The organism is Sphingobacterium hotanense (assembly GCF_008274825.1).
Lineage (GTDB): Bacteria > Bacteroidota > Bacteroidia > Sphingobacteriales > Sphingobacteriaceae > Sphingobacterium > Sphingobacterium hotanense.
On the sequence record NZ_CP030848.1, the window covers coordinates 3,939,503 to 3,961,539 of the forward strand.

Sequence of the window (22,037 nt, forward strand, 5' to 3'; positions counted from 1 at the left end):
AGTTATTTTATTTCAGTATTGAATAAATTACGCTTCAAATGTGTTTCTTACCTTAGTCATGTAACCAATATTTGGTTGCACGTTGATCTCTTCTAGTACGTAATAAACACGCTCGTTACGTAGTGCTTTTGAAACTTCTGATTCTGGATCGTTAGCATCTCCAAAGATAATCGCATTTGCCGAACATGCTGCTTGACAAGCCATTTGAATATCTCCGTCCTTAACTTTACGATTTTCGATCTTAGCTTGCAATTTACCAGCTTGAATACGTTGGATACACATTGAACATTTCTCCATAACCCCACGAGAACGTGTCGTTACATCAGGATTCAATACTAATTGTGTAAATTCGTTATTCAAGTAGTTGTCAAAGCGTGAATCATTCCAGTAGTTAAACCAGTTAAAACGACGTACTTTATATGGACAGTTGTTTGCACAGTAACGAGTACCGAAACAACGGTTGTAAGCCATATGGTTAAGACCTTCTGAAGAGTGAACAGTCGCCAATACCGGACATACAGTCTCACATGGAGCATGCTCACAGTGTTGACATAACATCGGTTGGTGAACAACAGTTACATCTTCGTAATCTAAACCGTCTGCTTTCGCAATCTCTTTTTCTTTTGTAAGCTTCGCTTCACCACTGTTGATTGTGTAGTAACGGTCAATACGCAACCAGTGCATCTCACGACGACGGCGAACCTCGTCACGACCAACAACCGGAATATTGTTTTCTACGTTACATGCAACGATACAAGATCCACAACCTGTACAAGCGTTCAAGTCAATTGCCATCACCCAACGGTGACCTGGTTGCTCAAACTTGTTCCATAAGTCGTAAGTCTGATGTGTATCAGCAAAACGACCTGACTCTGAATTTGGATCTTTTAAATATTTAGCAAATGAAGTTTCACGAATAATGTTACGACCTTCAATCGTGTGGTGAGTTTGCGTTTGTGCTAATTCGTAGATTCCTGATGCTTTCGAAACAGTAGCTTTAGCTGTAAATTGAACAGTACCATTTACTAAGCTTGCGAATGGATAAGCATTCACACCTACATTATTACCTGCTTTACCTACTTTCGTACGACCATAACCTACAGCAATGGAAACCGTACCTTTAGCTTGACCAGGCTGCAATACAACCGGTAAATCTACTTTGTAACCATTAGCTTCAACAGTCACTTTTCCAGTTTCTTTAACCCCTAGTTCTTCAGCATCCTGAGGGTTGATAGCTGCATAGTTATCCCAAGTTACTTTTGATACTGGATCTGGCAACTCTTGTAAGTATGCGTTATTTGCATAACGACCATCTCTCAATGTAGTAGATTCGTATAATTTCAATTCTACCCCACCAGCGATACGTTTGCTATCGTTCGCAATTGCCGCAGCTACAGCATTCGCATCAACAGCAGCGCTGTATGATGATCCTGTCGTAGTTCCTTTAAATACGAAACCTTGTTGTAAAACGTCTTTCCATGTTTTTCCTGTACCCGCTAAGATATTAGCTTCCCAGTATTCTTTCACGAAATCGTGGATTGGTTTATTAACACCTGCCCATACTAACAATGACTGTTCAGCTTGGCGTGTGTTAAATACAGGATTGATAGTAGGTTGAACGATGGTGAATAAACCTTCTTTTGCAGAGGAGTCACCCCATGCTTCTAAGAAAGTACAGTTAGGAGCGATTGCTTTCAATTCTGAAGCTGTCTCATCTGCTCTATCAGCGAATGATACCGAGTAATCGATTTTCGCGATCGCAGCTTTTACATCATCAACTTTGAAATAATCATAAACCGGGTTGCTATTCAAGAAGAAAGCAACACCAACTTGACCAGCTTTAGCAGCAGTTAAGAACTGTTGGAAAGCAGCATCCGAACCTTGATATTGTTTTGAGTAATTATCTAAATCGATAATCGCTCCATATGCGCCTAATGCTGAGTTGATCGCATTTACTAACAATTGAACGTTAGTATCATTTGATCCGGCAACGACTAAAGCAGCACCTCTAGCAGCAACTAATTCTTTCGCAGCTAAAGTGATTACCTTTTTCGCTTTTGCATTGTTCGTACCACCAGCTACAGATTGTCCTGTGATTTCATTGTATAATGAAACTAATACAGCACCTTCTTCCGATGGCTTAATCGCAACACGCGCATCAGCATTCGAACCTGTCATCGATAGACCCGATTCGAATTGAATATGACGTGACATTTTACCGCCTTTCAACGATTTATGATCACGGTTTTTAATATAATCTTGTGTGTGCTCTTCCCCTGCTACCCATGAACCTAGGAAGTCTGCTGCTACTGAAACAACAACCTGCGCTTTGTCGAAGTGGTATGAAGGGATAACTGCTTTACCAAATGCTGTTCTATTTGCTTCGATAATACCGCTGTAAGAAACAGCATCAACTTGAACTAAATTGGTTGAAGGGTATTTCGCAGCTAAAGCAGCGATAGCAGCTAATGTTGAAGGACTGTTTACTGTGTTGGCAACGATGGTAATTTGCTTACCAGCACCTTGCGCCTTGTTCAAAGCATCAACAACAGCTTTATCCAACTGAGACCATTCTACATCTTTACCAGCAATTTGCGGATTCTGTAGTTTGGACATATCATATAAGTCAAGTACAGAAGCTGCAGTTTGCGCGTCAGTACCTTGATTTAAGCCAACTGAATTTTTATTAGCCTCTAAAGAGATTGGACGTCCCTCGCGAGTTCTAACGATTACACTCTGACCATTGAAGGATGATGCGTAAAAGTTAGGGATACCTGGAGTTACCTCCTCCGGCTTGATTACATAAGGTACAGCCTTATGAATCGGCGTACGGTTACATGCAGCTAAAGTTACAGCACCTAATCCAAAGCCTAATGCCTTCAAGAAGTCACGACGTGGAGTTTTTGTACTTAAACCTGCTTCATTTAACACATCTTCTACGGGAATAGGCTCAGCAAACTCCCCTTTGCTTCCTTCTACAAAAGCTGGAGTCTGATTTAACTCTTCTAAACCTTTCCAATATTTTTTATTGCTTTCCATTTAAGCTATATATAAGATTCCGTATTTCTAATTAAACTCTATTAATAGTGACACTTACCACACTCTAATCCACCGATCATTGCAGCAGTCATCTTCTCACCTTTTTTCAACTTCTCGTGTGCTTTGATCAATTGATCGTAATATGCGTTGTCCGCATTTACTTCTGTCGTTTTGTGACAGTCAACACACCATTTCATTGTAAGTGGAGAATATTGATAAACTTCTTCCATATCTTGGATCGGACCGTGACATGTTTGACACTCAACACCTGCAACAACTACGTGCTGTGAGTGGTTAAAGTATGCAAAGTCAGGTAAGTTATGAATTCTAACCCATTCGATAGGACGAGGATTGTTTCCGTAAGTTCTAGTTTCAGGATCATAATCAACCGCACGATAGATTTTCAAAATCTCTGGTGAAATCTCACCATCATAGTGATCAGATGCAGTTACTGTGTTGTGACAGTTCATACATACGTTCGCTGATGGAATTGAAGCATTCTTAGATTTGAACGCACCACCGTGACAATATTGACACTCAATCTGGTTAACACCTGCGTGAATCTGGTGAGAGAACTTAATCGGTTGTACAGGCTTGTAACCTTCATGTACACCCACGTTCCACATGGCTTTCCAACCCGCAACGCCTAAAAGACCCACAACCATCAATACCACAAAGAATACCAACTTCTTGTTCTTCAAGAATGCTTTCGCAAACTTAGCAGAACTACTTTCGCCAGCCTCTTCATGTTGAGCTTGTGCAGCAGCAATTGTCGCTTGGTTAGCAGCAATCACCTTCTCTAAAGTTTTTGTAACACGGTTTAAAGCAAAGATTACCGCAACAGCAACGACGAACAAAGCAACTAAGCCTATGATCATCATTCCACTGGCATCACTGCTAGCAGCAGCACCTCCAGCCGGAGCTTTCGATTGCTTCTCAGCTAATTTAACTTCCTCTGCTTGTACATAAGCGATGATATCTTTAATATCAGCCTCTGACAAGTGAGCGTAAGGAGCCATCATTGTAGGGTATTCAGCCTTCAATGCAACAGCTTGCTCATCTCCTGAATCAACCATCCCTTGTGGATTATGAATCCACTTAACAATCCAAGCCTCTTCACGACGCTCAGATAAACCCTTTAAATCTGGACCTGTAATTTTCTTACCAACAGCGTGACAAGAGTTACAAGCGTTCGATTTGAAGAGAGCAGCACCATTCGCGGCATCCTGTGCTTGCGAGGTTGTTGTAACGGCAAATAACAATACCAAACTGATCGATATTGACTTCGCAAGTCTTCCCAAAACGGATGAGATATTTCTCATATTTAGCACTTTATACTATTTTATGTGTAATAATTAATTGTTGACACTTAGAGTATGTACACAGAAGCGTACAAAACAATGCACAAAAGTATAACTTATTAAGCAATCCCTGACAATCTGATGACGTAATTTGTCAATTTATAATCATTCTAAATAGATATCATAGAATCGTCATAAAGTGCCCTAATATAACAATAATGTGATTTTATACCACGTTTTTATTATTAACTTAGTGTCACTATGAAATGGATATATTTCTTTTTTCTCTATTTTTTATTTACAAGTTGTGCACAATCACAATCCAAGCATACACATACGACTATGAACGACGAAACGAAATACAACAAATTAACTCCAGAAGAAGAATATGTCATTCTTCATAAAGGAACGGAACGACCCTTTACTGGAGAGCTATTAGACAACAAAGCCAAAGGAACTTATATCTGTCGCCGTTGCGACGCCCCATTATACGAGTCGAAAGATAAATTTGAATCACATTGTGGCTGGCCGAGTTTTGACGATGAGATACCAGGTGCTGTAAAAAGAGAAGTTGATGCAGATGGTCGAAGAACCGAAATTCTGTGTGCGAAGTGTGGTGCACACCTAGGTCATGTTTTTGAGGGTGAAGGATTCACCGCCAAAAACACGAGACATTGTGTAAATTCTATTTCAATGAAGTTTGTTCCTGCGGCTCCTCAACAATAGCCGACGAACCTCTTACAAGAAGCTCACAAGGGATTACAATTTTTTGTAGTTCCTTATTTTTCCCCTTGATTTCATTCAACAAGGTATGTATCAGTTCATTCGCGATTGCTACAGTATCCTGAGTAACCACCGAAATATCGGGATCATGCAATTTGAACAACGTGTGATCATCAAAAGCAACCATATTAGGTAGCTTCATTCCATGCTCCTTTACGGCCTTCAGACCATCGATAGCTAAATAATTGGTTGCGAATAAAACAGCGTCCAAGTTATTATCATGAATAAACTCATACAATTGCTCTACGGCTGTTTCTTCCTCTTCATCCAAACGAACTTTCTTGATGTACGCCTGCTGCTGATAATCATCAATCGCTTTCATATAGCCTTCTAAACGATCGCGCATCTGTGTCTGATTCGAATAGAGCGAAACGAAACCTACCTTCTTATTTTTCGGATTATCTAGCAAATGTTTTGTAGCCTCAAAAGCCCCGTTAAAGTTATCCAATACGACGTAATGGGTATCTAATTGCGGTACATATCGGTCAAACAGTACCAAAGGGACGTTATTTTTATTCAAATTGCTCAAAGTATCCTCCAAACCTTCTGGAGGCGTAATAATGTAGCCATCAACCTGCCTATCATAAAACAATTGAATAAGCTCTCTAGCTTTCGTAGGATCGTTGTCCATACTACAGTAGATGATGTGATAGCCATTTTCATAGGCAATTCGCTCAATGTATTTCGCAATATTTGAGAAGAAAGGATTGGAAATATCTTCGACAATCAAACCTAAAATCTTGGACTGTCCAGTTCGCAAACTTTGAGCTAACTGATTAGGCTTATAACCTACCTTCTTGACGTATTCTAACACACGCTTGGTTAAACTCTCACTAATTCGTTTCTCTTTAGCTTTCCCGTTCAAAATAAAAGATACAGTCGTAACGGAAACTCCAAGAGTTTTTGCAATATCACTAATTAAAATACGCTTTCTCATGCTAGGTCAACAGTGGATTATAGGAAATTTTACCAAATATATAATTTCAGCTAAATTTTAGCAAGCAATTGCTAAATTATTTGCTAAATAATCCGCTAAAAGGATTTATTAAATAAATAAAACTATTTTTGTATAGAGTACACTATTTATAACGAATATTATGACCTTTCATTATACCCGGACGCTAAAATCACTTTTCTTAGGTTCGGCGATGCTGACATTAGTTAGCAATGCTGCCGCCCAGACATTAACGCGTTATGTCGATCCTTTTATAGGAACCGGAGGACATGGACACACCTATCCTGGTGCTACCGTCCCTTTCTCCCTAGTACAATTATCTCCCGACAACGGTAAAAATGGTTGGGATTGGGTCAGTGGATACCATATCTCTGCAGATTCCATCGCCGGATTCAGTCATATGCACCTTAGCGGAACCGGAATCGGTGATTGGTTGGACATCGCTATCATGCCAATGCTGAAACCGATCAAAAATTATAAAATCGATACACGTGTTTCATTTTCGCACGCAAATGAATCGGCAGGCCCAGGATATTATGCGGTACAGTTGGACAATCAGATCCAAGCAAGACTTACAGCAACAGAACGCGTCGGATATCATCAATATCAATTCCCAGCCTCCGCAGAACCAACCGTACGCTTAGACCTAAATCATGCCTACAATTGGGACAAACCAACGGACACCGAAATCCAAATTTTGAACGACAGTACCGTTGTTGGGAAAAGATATTCCTATGGTTGGGCCAATCAGCAACATATTTACTTTGCTATACGCTTTTCTGCTCCTTTCAAACAATATCTACTCAACGGGAAAGAAAGCAGCACAAAAGAATTACGCGTAGAAAACCTAGGAAAACTTACAGAACCAGCTGTCAATGCGCAGTTCATTTTTCCGAATAGCAAGCAAATTGAATTAAAAGTCGCTCTATCTACAAGCAATCAGCAGAAAGCCCTTTTAGCCTTAAACGAAATACCAAATTGGTCATTCGACGCAGTGAAAGATCAAGCTGAGCAGAAATGGGAAAAGGAATTAGGAAAGATTGAAGTAGCAAGTAAAGATGATCGCTTGAAGAAAATTTTCTATACCGCTTTATATCATACCGCAATCTCGCCGACCCTCTACTCGGACCAAGACGGCGAATACAAAAACTATAAGGGACAGCAGCGCACCATGCCTAACAACGGCCAACGCTATACCCTGTTCTCTCTTTGGGATACTTTCAGAGCCTTAAAACCATTATTTACCATCACCCAACCCGAAAGATACACCGACATCATCAATAGCATGCTCGCATTCTATGATGAAAACGGACTGCTTCCCGTTTGGGATCTGAGCACCTTCGAAACGAATACCATGACCGGATACCATGCTATCCCAGTTATAGCCGATGCGATATTGAAAGACTGGCCGGGAATCGATCAAGAGCGAGCATATCAGGCGATGTTAGCGAGTGCACATCAATCCATCCGTGAAGTACCTGCTTATATAGAATATGGCTATGTTCCGCAAGATGTCAACGGTGGTTCTGTGACCAAAACATTGGAATACGCATTCGATGACTATTGCATATCATTAGTTGCTAGAAAACTGGGAAAACAGGATGATTATAATAAATTTACCAAGCGCGCCAAGAGCTATATCAATCATTTCGACCCCCAAACTGGTTTTATGCGCGCCAAAAAGAAAGACGGAAAGTTCATCGAGCCGTTCGATCCTTTTTATTCCGAACACGATTTTGACAAAAGCCAATACATCGAAGGTAATGCTTGGCAACACTCCTTCTTCGTTCCTCACGATGTTCGTGGACTAGCGAAGCTATTCCCTAAAAAAGATGGTCTAGATAAGATGTTGGACACTCTATTTACCGCACCATCTCATATGACCGGTGAAAACCAATCGCCTGACGCGTCCGGATTCATTGGTCAGTATGCACATGGTAATGAACCGAGCCACCATATCGCCTACATGTATAGCTATATCGGCAAACCTTGGAAGACACAGGAAAAGGTAAGAGCCATTATTGATTCGATGTACCACGACCGACCAGATGGCTATGCCGGAAACGAAGATGCAGGACAGATGAGCGCATGGGCAGTATGGTCCATGATGGGCTTATACCCAGCAAGCCCTGTCAACGGAGAATATGTATTTGGAAGCCCTGTATTAGACGGAGCAACAATCCATATGCCCGGAGGGAAAAAGTTCCGCATAAGCGCTAAAAACAACAGCGAAAAGAATATATACATTAGGTCGATCAGATTGAACGGAAAGAGATATACAAAATCTTATATAACGCATGCGGAGATGCTAAAGGGCGGCGAATTGGTATTCGAAATGTCGCCAGTACCGAATAAGAAATACGGAATTAAGCGAAAAGATCAGCCCTCTTCCATGGAAAACTAAAACCATTGGATAAATTGTCATGTTATAACCTTAGGTACACAATTTGATAACATAAGGGAAAGGAGAAAAACATAATGAGTGATTTCAACAACATTAACATAAAAGACATTCAGGACGGAAACAACGGACAGGATTTCTACAAAAACTTTAGAGAGAAATTGGTAGAAGTAGAACAGTTTCCTTCGATCTATACCTTTAAGTTCATCGTGAAAACTGACTCTGATCAGGGCGAGCAGGTTAAAGCCTTATTTACCCATTCTTCCGCTAAGTTTTCCGAAAAAAGTTCATCAGGGGGAAAATATACTTCTATTACCATTGAAAACTTTGTAAATTCTGCCGACGAAGTAATAGAATATTACAAAAAGGTCGCAGAGATACCGGGTGTAATGATGTTATAAAATAATAAAGGAAGGGTGCCAAATTGGCACCCTTCCTTTATTATTCTTGTTCCGATTGTATTTCTTTCATCGCTTGCTCGACTGCCTCTATGTTGTTAAAATCGATATTCCTCCTCTTCAAACTCACATAGAGATTGGAAGGAATAATCACAAACCTATAATTAATTCCAGTCGACAACGGTAGCAACGCACCACCATCATGAACGAATCTGTATAACACAAGTTCTCTCAGCTTAAGTTTAAAAGCAATTGTACTTATTCGACCACCGGCACGACTAGTGTAGGGCAAAGGAAATGCACCTCCACCGTAATCTAAGTAAACCAAAATCGCAGCGGACTGAATAACGGTTTCTGAAAGTTGCGACGAGTAAATATGAGCAATCCTCATCGTTGTACCGTCCATAATACTATCTTTATATCTTACAGCCGTTTTCCAGCCGGAATACAAAACCCTGGCGTCGGCTTTCAAATTTGTACCAACTCCCCAACCACTTGCCGTTTTGGGACCATATAAAATCATCTGCGCTGTATTCATATAAAAGTCTCCCACGACTCCCAATGTTGCTGCAGGAACCGCAGTTCCTGAAAGAATCTTTGTGCCGTTTGTACCATTCACACCGTCCTTCCCATCGTCTCCTTTTATACGAGTGGGGCTCCCCCAACCTGCCGCCAACTTTGGCCCATAGAGGTCGCCTGTTACAGTCCGAAAATAAAAATCACCAATTTTCCCTAATGTTGCTGCTGGAACCGTTGCACCACTTAAGAATACCGAGCCATCCGCCCCCTTTATCCCCTGAGCCCCCTTTTCGCCAACTTCACCCTGATCACCTTTCGGCCCCTGAGGTCCCATATCACCTTTTTTACATGCTCCAGCAAATAGTATAACTATTCCAAGTAAGAGCATAAGAATCTTTGTTTTCATACATATCAAGTTTAATTCAGTACCAATGATTGCTGAACTAAAACTAGTGTATTTATAAAGATTCAATTTTGTAAATGAGCGACAGAAGTATTCCAGCGAGTGGAGCAGCCCAATTAATGAGTAAAAACCTTCCATGTTTCTATTGAAACACCATCAGGAAAGAGAGTACGTGGTGTCCTTTGAAAACAGAAACGCTCAGAAAAAAAGATAGCCATCTGTTCGGATGGCTATCTTTTATCTTATGAAGTGAATTACGCTTGAGGAGCATCTGTTGCCGGAGCGTCTGTCGCTGGCTTTTGCTCTTGTTTTGCCTTATCTTCTCTTGGAGGGCGAGGTAATAAAGCTTTACGAGAAAGCTTCATTTTTCCTTGCTTATCAATATCTAATAACTTAACAGTTACCATATCTCCTTCTTTGAAAACACCGTCCATTGTTTCTAGACGCTTCCAGTCAATTTCAGAGATGTGCAATAAACCATCTTTTCCTGGTAAAATTTCAACGAAAGCACCAAATGCCATGATAGACTTCACTTTACCTTCATATACTTCACCAATTTCCGGTTTCGTAACGATTGCTTTTACGCGTGCCATTGCTGCGTCGATAGAATCTTTATTTTCTGCAAAGAACTGAACGATACCTTTGTTATCAACCTCTTCGATCGAGATTGTAGCACCGGTTTCACGTTGCATTTCTTGAATCACTTTACCACCTGGTCCGATCACAGCACCGATAAATTCTTTATCAATAGTAATTTGAACGATACGTGGAGCGTGTGGTTTGTAATCTTCACGAGGAGTTTGAATAGTCTTAGCCATTTCGCCTAAGATATGTAAGCGAGCCTCTTTAGCTTGATCTAAGGCCTGAGTTAACACTTCCCATTTCAAACCATTGATCTTTAAGTCCATTTGACAACCTACGATACCTTTTTGTGTACCTGTAACTTTAAAGTCCATATCGCCCAAATGATCTTCATCACCCAAGATATCCGATAAAATAGCGTATTTACCAGTCTTCTCATCTGTGATCAATCCCATTGCAATACCAGACACTGGAGCTGCAATCTTAACACCCGCATCCATCAATGCTAAAGTACCAGCACAAACGGTAGCCATAGAGGAAGAACCATTGGATTCCAAAATATCTGAAACTACACGAATAGTGTAAGGATTATCTTCGCCTGTTGGCAGTACTTGTTTCAATGAGCGCATGGCTAAGTTACCATGACCAACCTCACGACGACCTGGACCTCTATTTGGTCTTACTTCACCCGTAGAGAATCCTGGGAAATTATAGTGTAAAATGAATTTGTTATAACCGTGGAAGAATGCGCCATCGATCATTTGTTCATCATCTTTCGCGCCTAAGGTTACTGATGTCAAGGATTGAGTTTCACCACGTGTAAACACAGCTGAACCGTGAGCAGCAGGTAAATAATCTACTTCAGACCAAATTGGACGTACTGTACGAACATTACGACCATCTAAACGAATTCCTTCGTCTAATACTAAATTACGTACCGCATCGTATTGAACGTCGTGGTAGTATTTCTTTAACAAGAAAGCAGTATCATCATCGATCTCCTCACCTTGCGTTGCAAAGAATTCTTCGCCGATTTCAGCAAATCGCTCTGTACGCTCATGTTTAGTTGATCCTGATTTTGCTACCTCATACACTTTATCATAAGTCGCTGCATACACAGCTTCTCTCAATTCAGGGTTTGAAGGCTCATGAACAAACTCACGTTTGGTTTCTGAACCTACTAATCTGCTTAATTCAATTTGTCCCGCAACTTGCTTTTTGATCGCTTCGTGAGCAAAAGCAATAGCTTCAACCATCTCTGCTTCTGAAATCTCCTTCGCTTCACCCTCAACCATCACGATATCTTGTGCAGATCCCGCAACGATAAATTCTAAGCTCGCATTCTCTAAAACAGATACCGTTGGGTTGATCACTAATTGACCATCAACCTTCGCCACGCGAACTTCTGAAATAGGACCATTGAATGGAATATCAGACACCGCGATCGCAGCAGAAGCTGCTAATCCTGCTAATGCATCTGGCATAATTTCCTTATCCGCAGAAATTAAACTCACCATTACTTGTGTGTCCGCATGATAAGTATCTGGGAATAATGGACGTAATGCTCTATCTATTAATCTTGAAATTAAAACTTCATAATCTGAAAGTCTAGCTTCGCGGCGTAAGAAACCGCCTGGGATACGGCCTGTAGCCGCGTATTTCTCTTGGTAATCTACAGATAAGGGAAGAAAATCAACTCCAGCCTTAGCTTCTTTTGAAGAAACAACCGTTGCTAATAGCATCGTGTTTCCTTGTTTTAATACAACCGATCCGTCCGCTTGCTTCGCTAACTTCCCGGTAGACAATTCGATAGGCGCAAGTCCGCCGCCCATCTCAATCGTTACTTTGTGTTCGTTATAACTCATTGTGTTTTCTTTGTGATGCAGTTGCCTCAAATAGAATGCATCAATTTAATTTTGACCTTTTTAATCGCACAAAGGTAATTAAAATTTCCTCCCTAATCCTAGTAGCGACTTATTTTTTCGAACCTAGAAACCAGAAGTTTCCTAATCGGATATTATTTTATCGCTTCAACCCAAATCCTATTAAACCAAATCGGATCTGAAGATGAAAAGTGTACTTCATAATAACCGGCACGATCAGCCAGGAATGTACCAGCATCCTGATCCAAAAACTCCTCTACATACCAATTCTCGTTCGGCTCGACCGTTACTTTTCCATTGGGTTTAGCAAGGATAGTAAAATCTTGCTTATACCGCTTCGCAGCGGCGCTTGCTTCTAAGCTCAAACGTTGAACCGAAAGTTTTAACTCACTTTCTTTACCATTTCCATTATGGATATTCGACGTCAATCTATATTTTCCGGCTTTCGGCAGATACAGCTTCCACGCAACCTCCTGATTTCCCTTCAATGCTAAATAGTCCGGCCGCGTACCGTCGAATGCTTTCAATCCAACTCCCGGAGTAATAACATTTCTTGCATTCAATGCAAAACCGCCAAACGTGGATTCCCCCACTACTTGATCATCTAAATAGATCTCATCGAAACTCAACTTAATCACCGAAACATAAGGATCCGGTTGTCTATCGGGAACCTGGATATGCATCAAAGGGCCGAACTGCTCCACCGGTAAATTAAGCTGCCCGTTGGGGGTCAAAAGTGTTGCACGAACCGGCTTTCCCATCAGCCCAGAAACGCGAAGTCTTTTATCCAATGGCCAATTGTAAACATGAAGATATAAGTTCTTCCCGCTTTGATCCTGAGTAATTCGCCCCCAGTCATGTTGCGTACTTTTTAATTTCAGCCCTTTGTTGGCATACAAAGCTTCGCCATATAGTGCTAACCACTTACCAATCGTCTCCAAACGTTCTACTCCCTCGAAAGGCACAGACCCATCTGCTCTAGGTCCAATGTTTAGGGTATATGATCCATTTAAACTCACATTATTGATCAAGGATTGGAAAATCTGATTGGTGGATTTCCATTCGTTCTCTAGCGCATTGAAACCCCAGGAATGCGCAATAGTACCCGGCGTTTCCCAAATATGATCCGTATAAGCTTCTCCGAATACATTATCACCCAAAGTTTCAAAATCAACATTTTCATTACTAATTGGAAGCCCTAAACGAGAATTTATCAAGCAATTTGGCTGCAATTGGTGTATCATGTTCGCCAGCTGATCCAACTGTTCCTTCTTGATGATACTTTCCTGATAAGGGATCCACATATCGAACCACATCAACGCAATATCACCGTAGTTTGTCAGAAGCTCACGTACCTGTGGGATCACCTTTTCCTGCCAATATTGATTGTATTGCGCGTCCGTTACTCGCCCGGTTACTTCTTGATTATGGCTCCAGGCATAAGGGTGTTGCCAATCGATCCAATGAGAATAATAAAAGCCCAATTTCATGTTATGCTTTCGACAGGCATCGGCTATCTCCTTAATTACATCTCGCCCGCTCCCGCTCAACTTTGGCAAGGAATAGCTCCCCACTTTCGTATCCCAAAGTGCAACTCCATCGTGATGTTTTGAAGTAATAATGATATATTTCATACCGGCCTTTTTGGCCAGCAAAACCCATTCCTCAGGATTGATCTTTTCCCAATCAAATCGCTTTGCTAATTCTCCATATTCAGCTTCGCCTATCCGATTCCTATATCGGATCCACTCTGCATAGTTATTTGGATGGCGCAGGCGCTCTCCCTTCCAAATTCCCTCGGTAGCACTATAGAGCCCCCAATGAATGAACATTCCGTAGCGGGCATCCGCTAACCACTGAGCCTTGTCGCTCTGTGCAGTGGCAAAAAACGTGTAAATGATAAATAAAAATAATAGGCTTAATTTTCTCATGAATTATAGTGTAAATATCGGCTTTAATGAGTTGTTCAAATATAGTAATTCGTGTAGTCTATCGCTATAATTTCAGCCATCCTGACTGGCAAAAACAATAAATTCCTATAGGGCAGTGCCCTATAGGAATTCGATATGATGTAAAACTGAATTAGTTTTTCTTAGCCCACCAAAGTGGAGTTAAAACTTTGTCTTCACCACCTAATGCAGTCACCGCTTGTGCATATCCTTCAGGCGACGATTCTCTAAACACAGAAGGGAAAGGAATACGTTGAGGGAAGAATTTCACACGGTTTGTCATTACGTTTCCACTATTTAAATCCGGAAGATTTGTCAATGGATTTTCAACAGCTGGATTTTCGAAAAACGGCAATCCTAATCTTCTGTGATCACTCCATGCCTCCAGTGGCAACCATGGCATATTAGCAATATATTTTTGCGTAATAATCTTCGTTAAAGCATCGTTACGAACAGTACCGTTTTTATAGATGGTATTTGCCGGATAAGCGATACTTGCAGTTCCTGTAGCATTAGTATAGCCATCGACATAGCTCATGCTGTGCGAATTTCCAGGCTCTGTTGTGTGTGTAAATTTAGCTGACGTTCCAACGCGGTTGTAATCCTCAGATGCCAAGTAAGCAGCAGCATGTTGAGAAACACCCCAGTACTCAAAGCTTGATTTTACCCCATTCTCATACGCAGCTTGTGCTGTTGTTCCTACAGACCAACCTTTCAATGCCGCTTCCGCTAATAAGAAATAAGATTCCCATGCTGCAAAGAATACACGTTTTGCACCACTTGCTCTAAATGCTTGTGATAGGCCAGGAATCTTTCCAATTTGTACCGAACGGATGCCATTTGCTGTACCCAATGCACCAAAGTCACCAATAGCAGTCGTACTCCATGTATTTTTAGTGTTCAACTTGATATCGCCAGAAGCGCGTTTCATTGTTACCTCTGTTTCCTTTGCATCATTCGTCCAAGATGGATAGTTTGACCAAGTGCTGCTTGAAACATCTCCAGGAATATAGAATGTTTTGTAAGCGCGTGGATCGATTGTATTAGGAAGCCCATCGAAGAAGTACCCTGCAGAAGGGTCATTCGTTTTAACAGAATAATGCTCTAACATACGCTTTCCTACATAGTTTGCTGGCTTAATCGCTGAATGGAAGCTCGCTGCAAGTTGATCTTGAGACTTAATACCACCTAAACCTAAGTATAGATTGTTTAACGTTGCTGATAGCACTTGTCCATTCCATTCGCGGCTCATGACACCCGATAGTGGGTCCCATCCTGGTTTCTCTTGAATAGCGAACATTTCACTTGCATTCTTAATGTAGTTACCGCCTGCTGCTGCACTTTCAAATTCTGCTTTCGCTTTTGCAGGAGCAACCTCAGCGATACGCATTGCAAAACGCATGCGTAAGGAGTTTCCGTATTTCGTCCAGCTATCTACACTAAAGCCATAAGCATTATCAAACTTTGTCTTGGTATTAGGAACCGGATTATCAGCATCTAGTTTTGAAACCGCATCTTTCAACTCGTTCAATATGAAGGTATAAACTTCTTCCACAGTGTTATACTTTGGATTCGTGCCTTCAAATCCTTCCAATGGAACCGGACCGAAGTTGTCAGACAATTCGCTAAGCAAATAAGCTCTCCAAATTCTAGAAATCTGAACCATATTGTTGATATGTGGTTCTGCCGTATTTGCAGCTATGCGCTCTTCGCCTACTTTAATTGCTTTGTTGATACTGGTTAACCATTTCGCACCATAACCTCTACCCCAATATTCGTTGGACCAACTGTCATTGTGCGTACCGACAGCAAGACCGTTTGATAGGTGTTGTCTTGCCGCAGTTTTCCAATACAGCACAAAAACACGCTCCGCAATATTGGGATCTTGTTGTGCGCCAATTAATGCATCATTAAACAAATATTCTACTTGTACTTGGCCCTCATTTACTTTCAGAGGGGGAGTGTTCATCTCTTCAAAATCCGAACACGACGTTACGCTTGCCGCAAGTGCAAAAAACAATCCCGCTTTTGATATAATATTTTTCATTTGTCTTCGCTCTTAAAATTAAAATCCTAATGTTAGGTTAATGAAGAATGATCTAGACGTTGGAGTTGAGAAGTTCTCAAATCCTGTCGCATTGGAGTTGATCGAGAATACAGATTCCGGGTCAATTCCATTAGCATAACTCTTGATCATCCATGCGTTGTTTACAGTAAATGCAATTTTTGCACGCTGTAAAACATTGCTTTTCAATACTGACGATGGTAGGTTATAGCTCAACGTAATATTTCTTAAGCGAATATTTGTCGCGTCGTAAATATTCTCTTCACCCACACCTAGGTTACCCGAATTAGTCACACGATCCCAGTATTGTTGATGAGAAACCGATTTCGTGTTTTCTTTATATCCATTTCCATCTGCAACAACGCCATCAACAACGAAGTCTTCGCGCTTACCACCTGGCGCAGTGATATCTGCCACACCGTTACGCTGTAAATTCAAGTTTGTTCCTGAGAAGAATTCACCGCCGAAACGACCGTCAATCTGGAAAGATAAACCAATGTTTTTGTAGGAGAAACTGTTGATCCAGCCAACTAATGCTTTCGGTGCTTGGTTACCCAATAATACCGCATCAGTCGTTTGTGGTAATCCATTACCATCTAGAATCTTTTGACCATAGAATGGGCTTGCCGCATCTTCCACACGACGATATTTTGTACCGTAGATATTTCCGTATAGCTCGCCCGCATTTGCGCGAACAGCAAGGTTATCAAATCCGCCTAATGTATAGTTTGTAATCTCGTCAGTCAACTCGATAATCTTATTGGTATTCTTCGAAAAGTTAACCGAAGAATTCCAGTTTAATCCTGCGTCAGACTGTAAGATTTGACCATCTAAAGCAATTTCAAAACCTGTATTCTGAATATTACCGGCATTAATCAATTCTGCTCTGAAACCGCTCATTGGATCCATAGGAACCTCAATAATTTGATTGGTAGCATTGTTTTTATACCATGCAAAATCTAAACCTAAGCGGCTGTTGAATAATCTCGTATCAAAACCAAATTCTAACGCTTTGATCAACTCATTTACGAGAGCAGGGTTGAATTTCACATCGTCATAACTACCAACCGCATTGCCATTTGGATCTTTCCCTACGGAATAGCTGTTGTATAGTTGATAAGGTCTTGTGTCATTTCCAACCTCAGCATAGGAACCTCTAACTTTTAAGAAGCTGATAAACTCAGGAAGGTTGCCACCTCTTTTTCTGATCATATCAGAAATTACTAAGGAAGTACTAACTGATGGATAGAAGAAAGGATCTAATAATGTGGATGACCAGTCTTCACGACCTGTTAAAGTCAAGAACCAGAAACCATCGTAGTTAACCTCTGCCGTAGCATATATCGAATTGATTTGCTTTCTGTTGTTCAACTGATCAACCGCTGGGTTACCCACACCGTTTTGCACAGAGAAGAAATTTGGAACCTCAAGCTCACCAGCATTCACATTCAACATCGTCTCGTTCGATTTCATGATCTGGCCGAATAAGGATCCTGACAATCCCCATTTGCTACCACCCAACTCATCTTTTCTTGCATGTAATGCTAAGGTATAGTTACGCTCAGCAAACTCTGTTTTACCGTTTGCATATTTACCGTTTGCAGCCATTGGACTACCTCCGTATGTACGATTATCAAAACGCGTCACGTATGAATCCATACCTGTGCGTGCTTCTGCATCTAACCAATCTGTTAACTTATACTTGATGTTTGCATTCATCATATAACGATTTCTAACGTCGTTATTTTGTTGGTATTCCGCTAACCAGTATGGGTTGATTGAGTTTGTTGTTCCGTACCAGAACATCTTTCCTGTGTTAGTCAATGGGTTTTTGTAATCCAAAATACTCAATGATCTAGGCATGGTGAACAAAGTGCTATAGGCATTTCCATTGTTCTGTCCAGATGTAGGACGATTTACAGCATTGTTGTTCATGTATTGAACTTTGACATCTGTACTCCAACGTTTGTTTTCACCGAAATTAGAAGTCACTCTTGACATCAAATTTAAACGCTCTAAACTAGATCCCGGAATCTTGCTTTGATCATTCAAATACGTTGCAGAGGTGTAAACGCTCGTATTTTCATATTGCTGTTGGAATGAAATATTCTGGGTATGATTCACGCCTGTCTTAAAGAAATCCTGAATATTATCATAGGCTTGATAAGTAGATCCCATTTCCGGACCCCAGCTATATAATTGCAAATTATCGAAAACACCATCTTTACCTTGCGCAAAAGAGTTTTGCAGTTTTGGCAAAGTAAATAACGTTTCTAATCCTAATGTTGATGAATAGGTAATTCCTGTACCTTTTTGCGCTCTACCCGATTTCGTCGTAATAACGATCGCGCCATTACCAGCACGTGAACCATATAAAGCTGATGCTGCACCACTTTTCAGAACGGACATACTCTCAATGTCTTCAGGGTTGATATCCCCTAAACCATTACCCATATCTGTACCCGGGTTCCAAAAGTCGTTGTTCGCTAAACCATTGCCACCTTTTGAACCTAAGAAATTGTTCATCGGAACACCATCTACGATAATTAATGGTTGGTTATCGCCCGCTAATGAGTTATTACCACGTAAAGTAATCTTTGTTGATGAGGCAGGGCCTGCAGAACCTTTGATTACTTGTAAACCAGCAACTTTACCCACTAACGCATTTGAAATATTCGTTTCTTTCGCGTCAGTCAGCTGTTCACCTTTTACTTCCTGAAAAGAATAACCTAGAGATTTCTTTTCTCTCTTGATACCCATCGCAGTTACGACAACCTCATCAATCGACGTATCGTCTGCTTGTAGCGTCACATTATGTGTTCTAGCAGAAACTGTAATGATCTGCGTTGTATAACCAACGATAGAAAAACGTAGCTTCTCGCCATTATTGGCGTCAACCGAATAGTTACCATTGGCGTCTGTTTGTCCCCCACGTGTGGTTCCCACTACCGTGACACTAACGCCAGCAACTCCTGTATTACCATCTGTCACTCTCCCTGTAACAGCTTGTTGTGCGAAAATCGTTGTTATGCTTAGCAACATAACTAGCGATAGACTGCAACATTTTAAGTAAAAATTGCTCATTGTTGATGATTTTAATTTATAATTCTGTTAATTGCTTTTAAAATAGTTCTATCCAATTGGCCCACAGCAACACATCCGCCACCTAATAATTGTACATTTGTTGTATCAGAAAATTCAAGCTTCGTATTTTTAGAAAGCCGCGGAATCGCGAATTCATGTAACGCACTCTGAATCTCAGGTAACAGGACACGTTGCGCCTTAGCACCACGTCCCGAGATGATGATTTTCTCCGGGTTGATAATATGAATAAGCGTTGCTATTCCCTTACCTAACATATATCCGATCCGACGAAGTGCCTTTATTGCTAATTGATCACCAGCGTTTGCCGCAGCTAGTAATTCATCCCCTGTGATATAACCCTGCTCCAAGAAGCTTGCTTGTAATACCGATTCCTCGCCTTCTTTCAACATTTCTATCGCAAACTCACGCGCAGCGATTAAAGACGCTTCAACCTCTAAGCATCCTTTCTTTCCACATGAACAAAGCTTGCTCAAATTGGATAGTGGAATATGACTAAATTCTCCAGCATATCCACTGTGGCCTCGATAAAGATCATTATCGATGATCATCCCTAGGCCGACTCCCCAATTTAGATTCACTACCATCACATCTTTGGCATCTCTCCCCTTTCCGAAATTATGCTCCGCGATAGCGATTGCCGTCGAATCGTTCTCGACTTCCGTCCGAATTCCAAACTCCTTCTCGATATTTTCGCGAATCTTATATAATGAAGAACTTTTGCTAAAAGAGTTGTTCAATCCTTCTACCCCATCGACAAACCCTGGTAAAGTAAGCCCTATAATAAACACTGACGCCTTTTCAACCTGCTGTAAGGTTTTAGCAATTAGGGTACAAATTTTAGCATAAGCATCTTCGTTCTCTAATCTGATGTGCTCTGTCAATATTTCAGTCTGCTTTTTATTCGCAAAATCTAGAATGACAGTAGAAGTATAAAATTGGTCGATTGCTACAGATAAAATGAAAGGGAGTGCTTCAGCATTCAGGGCAAAACTTGCAGCACGACGGCCGCCTGTAGATGGCGCGAGGCCATTTTGAATAACCAAATCCGAATTAATCAATTGGTTGACGGAGTTAGTGATGTTAGGCACGCTCTTGCCTACCGAAGTACTCAATTCGGCAATCGATTGCACTTTCGCAAAGTATAAACGTTTGATTATCGATAATTTAAGCCTCTCCAATTGTTTATGATTTGGTAATATTGGGGTAAAGTTAAATTAATTTTTAGAAAACATCCAAATACTTTTTAAATTATTTAATAAGTAGATATAACTTCCTTCTAATCTGACGGATTGGAATGCGGAATTTCTTAAATTTTCCCCAACATTTCCAATATCTTATCCATTGCGTTTTCAATACCACTATAAATTGTAACTTAGTTTCAATTATTAGCTATGAAACAACGTTACTACTCATTAGATGTATTTCGGGGTGCGACGGTCGCCCTGATGATCATGGTGAACAATCCAGGAACCTGGTCTCATATGTTTGCCCCTTTACAACACGCACCTTGGCATGGTTGCACACCGACAGACTTAGTCTTCCCCTTCTTTTTATTCGCAGTCGGAAATGCGATGTCTTTCGTAATACCTCGTTTGCAGGAAGCTGGTGATGGTGTATTCTGGAAGAAGGTCATCAAAAGAACAATCCTCATTTTCCTCATCGGATTAGGATTAAACTGGTTTCCATTTGTACAATGGGCAGACGGAGCATTACAGTTCAAAGAATGGGTAAGCAGTACGGATCCTGAAAAAGGCGTACGCATCCTTGGCGTTTTGCAAAGGATAGCCATTGCTTACTTCTTCGCTTCTGTGCTCGCATACTACTTCAAACCTAGAAATCTGATTTACATATCTGCGATCATTCTATTTGCATATTGGGGTATGTGCGCCTTCTTAGGAACAGGCGACCCTTATTCGCTTGAAACCTGGTTCGGCACTGATTATGATAAAGCTATTTTGGGCGTCGCGCATATGTACAAAGGCGAAGGTATTCCATTTGATCCAGAAGGATTAATGAGCACCCTTCCTGCGATTGTTCAAGTGGTATTCGGTTACTTAGCAGGTGTCTTCATCAAAAATCAAGGATCGGTGAATTGGCTCTGGACCAAAGTACCGGCAAGCAATGAGCCTCACTTCAAACTCCTGTCGGGTTTATTGGTTACTGGCTTTATCCTTGTCGTTTTAGCATGGACATGGTCCTTAGGATTTCCAATCAATAAAAAGATATGGACGAGCTCCTATGTACTTTATACGACCGGCTTAGGCATCATGACGATTGGAGGGATGATTTGGTACATTGAGGTACAAGGTGTAAAGAATAAACTAACACAATTCTTCGATGTATTTGGGAAGAACCCATTATTCATCTTTGTATTGAGCGGCCTACTTCCGAAAGCCTTAGGCTTGATACGCATTCCTGCTGGGACAAATGAAGCTGGCGAAGCAATCTTCTCAAGTCCTTTATCATGGTTCTACAAGAATATTTGTGCTCAGATTCCAGGTCCACCTGAGGTAGGGTCCTTCGCATATTCCTTGGTATTCCTTGCATTTATGTGGGTAATCTGTTACTGGTTAGACAAAAAGAATATTTATATCAAAGTGTAACAGGCCTAAAACCCTGTTTTTGAATAAATTCTCGAAAATAAATTTTAACAA

13 protein-coding genes are annotated in these 22,037 nt (G+C 40.9%); 4 read left to right on the forward strand and 9 right to left on the reverse strand.

All coding sequences use genetic code 11. The annotated features are described in order from the left end of the window. Positions 1-27 precede the first annotated feature (27 nt). A complete protein-coding gene (locus DSM08_RS16645; RefSeq protein WP_149527198.1) occupies positions 28-3,039 on the reverse strand; it encodes a TAT-variant-translocated molybdopterin oxidoreductase in 3,012 nt (1,003 codons plus the stop codon). A gap of 41 nt (positions 3,040-3,080) precedes the next feature. After that, positions 3,081-4,361: a cytochrome c3 family protein gene (locus DSM08_RS16650; RefSeq protein ID WP_149527199.1), complete on the reverse strand. Its 1,281-nt coding sequence runs from the start codon at positions 4,359-4,361 to the stop codon at positions 3,081-3,083. Between the two features lie 240 nt (positions 4,362-4,601). Here DSM08_RS16650 and DSM08_RS16655 point away from each other — a divergent pair, with 240 nt between their 5' ends. Next, positions 4,602-5,066, forward strand: a complete 465-nt coding sequence (locus DSM08_RS16655; protein ID WP_149527200.1) for a methionine-R-sulfoxide reductase — start codon at positions 4,602-4,604, stop codon at positions 5,064-5,066. On the opposite strand, the gene DSM08_RS16660 is transcribed toward DSM08_RS16655, so the two are convergent. Beyond that, the gene (locus DSM08_RS16660) at positions 5,026-6,060 is read right to left on the reverse strand and encodes a LacI family DNA-binding transcriptional regulator (protein WP_149527201.1); all 1,035 of its coding nucleotides are present in this window, start codon (positions 6,058-6,060) and stop codon (positions 5,026-5,028) included. The genes DSM08_RS16655 and DSM08_RS16660 overlap by 41 nt on opposite strands. 160 nt (positions 6,061-6,220) lie before the next feature. On the opposite strand from DSM08_RS16660, the gene DSM08_RS16665 reads away from it, so the two are divergent. Both DSM08_RS16665 and DSM08_RS16670 read left to right on the forward strand, forming a co-directional pair. After that, a complete protein-coding gene (locus tag DSM08_RS16665; RefSeq protein WP_223110833.1) occupies positions 6,221-8,482 on the forward strand; it encodes a GH92 family glycosyl hydrolase in 2,262 nt (753 codons plus the stop codon). Positions 8,483-8,556: 74 nt separating this feature from the next. Continuing rightward, complete coding sequence (locus tag DSM08_RS16670; RefSeq protein WP_149527202.1) at positions 8,557-8,880, forward strand: DUF493 domain-containing protein; 324 nt, start codon at positions 8,557-8,559, stop codon at positions 8,878-8,880. Between the two features lie 40 nt (positions 8,881-8,920). Here the strand turns inward: DSM08_RS16670 and DSM08_RS16675 are convergent, their stop codons facing one another. From DSM08_RS16675 to DSM08_RS16700, 6 genes are all read right to left on the reverse strand, one after another. Beyond that, positions 8,921-9,802 (reverse strand): collagen-like domain-containing protein, encoded by an 882-nt coding sequence (locus DSM08_RS16675; protein WP_149527203.1) that lies wholly within the window; start codon positions 9,800-9,802, stop codon positions 8,921-8,923. Positions 9,803-10,053: 251 nt separating this feature from the next. After that, a complete protein-coding gene (gene pnp, locus DSM08_RS16680) occupies positions 10,054-12,246 on the reverse strand; it encodes a polyribonucleotide nucleotidyltransferase (protein WP_149527204.1) in 2,193 nt (730 codons plus the stop codon). A 152-nt stretch (positions 12,247-12,398) separates the two neighbouring features. Beyond that, positions 12,399-14,195, reverse strand: a complete 1,797-nt coding sequence (locus DSM08_RS16685; protein ID WP_149527205.1) for an alpha-L-fucosidase — start codon at positions 14,193-14,195, stop codon at positions 12,399-12,401. A gap of 151 nt (positions 14,196-14,346) precedes the next feature. Beyond that, positions 14,347-16,260 carry a SusD/RagB family nutrient-binding outer membrane lipoprotein gene (locus DSM08_RS16690; RefSeq protein ID WP_149527206.1) on the reverse strand — a complete coding sequence of 638 codons (1,914 nt, stop codon included), beginning with the start codon at positions 16,258-16,260 and terminating at the stop codon, positions 14,347-14,349. An 18-nt stretch (positions 16,261-16,278) separates the two neighbouring features. After that, positions 16,279-19,362 carry a SusC/RagA family TonB-linked outer membrane protein gene (locus tag DSM08_RS16695; protein ID WP_149527207.1) on the reverse strand — a complete coding sequence of 1,028 codons (3,084 nt, stop codon included), beginning with the start codon at positions 19,360-19,362 and terminating at the stop codon, positions 16,279-16,281. Positions 19,363-19,373: 11 nt separating this feature from the next. After that, positions 19,374-20,561 carry an ROK family protein gene (locus DSM08_RS16700; RefSeq protein WP_149527208.1) on the reverse strand — a complete coding sequence of 396 codons (1,188 nt, stop codon included), beginning with the start codon at positions 20,559-20,561 and terminating at the stop codon, positions 19,374-19,376. A 213-nt stretch (positions 20,562-20,774) separates the two neighbouring features. Between DSM08_RS16700 and DSM08_RS16705 the strand changes: the two genes are divergently transcribed. After that, positions 20,775-21,986, forward strand: a complete 1,212-nt coding sequence (locus DSM08_RS16705; protein ID WP_149527209.1) for an acyltransferase family protein — start codon at positions 20,775-20,777, stop codon at positions 21,984-21,986. The last annotated feature ends 51 nt before the right edge of the window (positions 21,987-22,037 follow it).